This is a genomic window from Streptococcus sp. SK140 (genome assembly GCF_000259525.1).
Lineage (GTDB): Bacteria > Bacillota > Bacilli > Lactobacillales > Streptococcaceae > Streptococcus.
In genome coordinates this window covers 1-2,046 of sequence record NZ_AJML01000033.1, presented here as the reverse complement: position 1 = coordinate 2,046, position 2,046 = coordinate 1, and the positions used below count along the sequence as shown (strand labels likewise).

The 2,046-nt window shown below is 42.1% G+C and carries 1 protein-coding gene; it reads left to right on the top strand.

Annotated elements, in window-relative coordinates; all coding sequences use genetic code 11:
- Window positions 1–250: 250 nt before the first annotated feature.
- A partial coding sequence (locus HMPREF1116_RS09190) for an ATP-dependent Clp protease ATP-binding subunit (protein WP_000882541.1) occupies window positions 251–2,046 on the top strand: 1,796 nt, incomplete at its 3' end.

The following is a 2,046-nucleotide window of genomic DNA, read 5'->3' as shown; positions in this document are numbered from 1 at the left end:
ATCGAGACTTTGTCTATCGATTTCTGTCCCACCGCCTTTCACCAACGAGAATCCTTTTTGTATGACAAATAGGATTTTTTTCTTGCTATCAAAATATTCTCCAGATTAGCGCTCTACTATTTATAGTGCTAGTATCCAATCTTTTTACTTGAATTGCCCAATAATCATGATATAATTAAATTATATACTTGTTTGACTATTTTTGACCTTTTAGATTTAGTCAAGACTAAGAAAGAAATGAGGTGGCGGTATGCTCTGTCAAAACTGTAAAATCAATGACTCAACGATTCATCTTTATACCAATCTCAATGGGCAACAAAAGCAAATCGACCTTTGCCAGAATTGCTACAAAATTATCAAAACAGATCCTAACAATAGCTTGTTCAAGGGCATTACAGATTTAAACAACCGTGATTTTGATCCCTTTGGAGACTTCTTTAACGATCTCAACAACTTTAGACCTTCTTCTAATAACAACAATATCCCCCCAACTCAGTCAGGGGGTGGATACGGTGGAAATGGGGGTTATGGTTCCCAAAATCGTGGTTCTGCCCAAACCCCACCACCAATCCAGGAAAAAGGACTCTTGGATGAATATGGTATCAATGTCACTGAGATTGCCCGTCGTGGAAATATTGACCCTGTAATTGGCCGTGACGAAGAGATTATCCGTGTCATTGAAATCCTCAACCGCAGAACAAAAAACAACCCTGTCCTCATCGGTGAGCCCGGTGTTGGTAAGACAGCTGTTGTCGAAGGTTTAGCTCAGAAAATTGTTGACGGTGATGTTCCCCATAAGCTTCAAGGCAAAGAAGTCATCCGCTTAGATGTCGTTAGCCTTGTTCAAGGAACAGGTATCCGAGGTCAGTTTGAAGAGCGCATGCAAAAACTCATGGAAGAAATTCGTGAGCGCGAGGATGTTATTCTCTTCATTGACGAAATTCATGAAATTGTCGGTGCTGGTTCAGCAGGAGAAGGGAATATGGATGCAGGAAATATCCTAAAACCAGCTCTTGCTCGTGGCGAACTCCAACTGGTTGGTGCTACTACCCTCAATGAATATCGCATCATCGAAAAAGATGCTGCCCTTGAACGTCGTATGCAACCTGTCAAAGTTGATGAACCAACCGTTGAAGAAACCATTATTATCCTGAAAGGTATCCAAAAGAAATACGAAGATTACCACCACGTTCATTATACTGACGGCGCTATCGAAGCGGCCGCTACCCTTTCTAACCGCTACATCCAAGATCGTTTCTTGCCAGACAAGGCCATTGACCTTCTAGATGAAGCTGGTTCAAAAATGAACTTAACCTTGAATTTTGTAGATCCTAAGGTCATCGACCAACGCTTAATCGAAGCAGAAAATCTCAAGGCACAAGCAACCCGCGATGAAGATTTTGAAAAAGCAGCCTACTTCCGTGACCAGATTGCCAAATATAAGGAAATGCAAAAGACCAAGGTAACGGATCAGGATACCCCAATCATCAGCGAAAAGACGATTGAACACATCATCGAACAAAAAACTAATATTCCAGTTGGTGATTTGAAAGAAAAAGAACAATCTCAACTCATCAACCTAGCAGATGACCTCAAGGCTCATGTTATTGGTCAAGATGATGCAGTTGATAAGATCGCTAAGGCTATCCGTCGTAACCGTGTTGGACTCGGTACTCCAAACCGTCCAATCGGTAGCTTCCTTTTTGTTGGTCCTACCGGTGTCGGTAAAACAGAACTTTCTAAACAGCTGGCCATCGAACTCTTTGGTTCTGCTGACAGCATGATTCGCTTTGACATGAGTGAATACATGGAAAAACACAGCGTGGCTAAACTCGTTGGTGCCCCTCCAGGATACGTAGGCTATGATGAAGCAGGTCAATTGACTGAAAAAGTTCGTCGTAACCCCTACTCACTAATCCTCTTGGATGAAGTTGAAAAAGCCCATCCAGATGTTATGCATATGTTCCTTCAAGTCTTGGACGATGGTCGTTTAACGGATGGTCAAGGTCGTACTGTTAGCTTTAAAGACGCCATCATTATCATGAC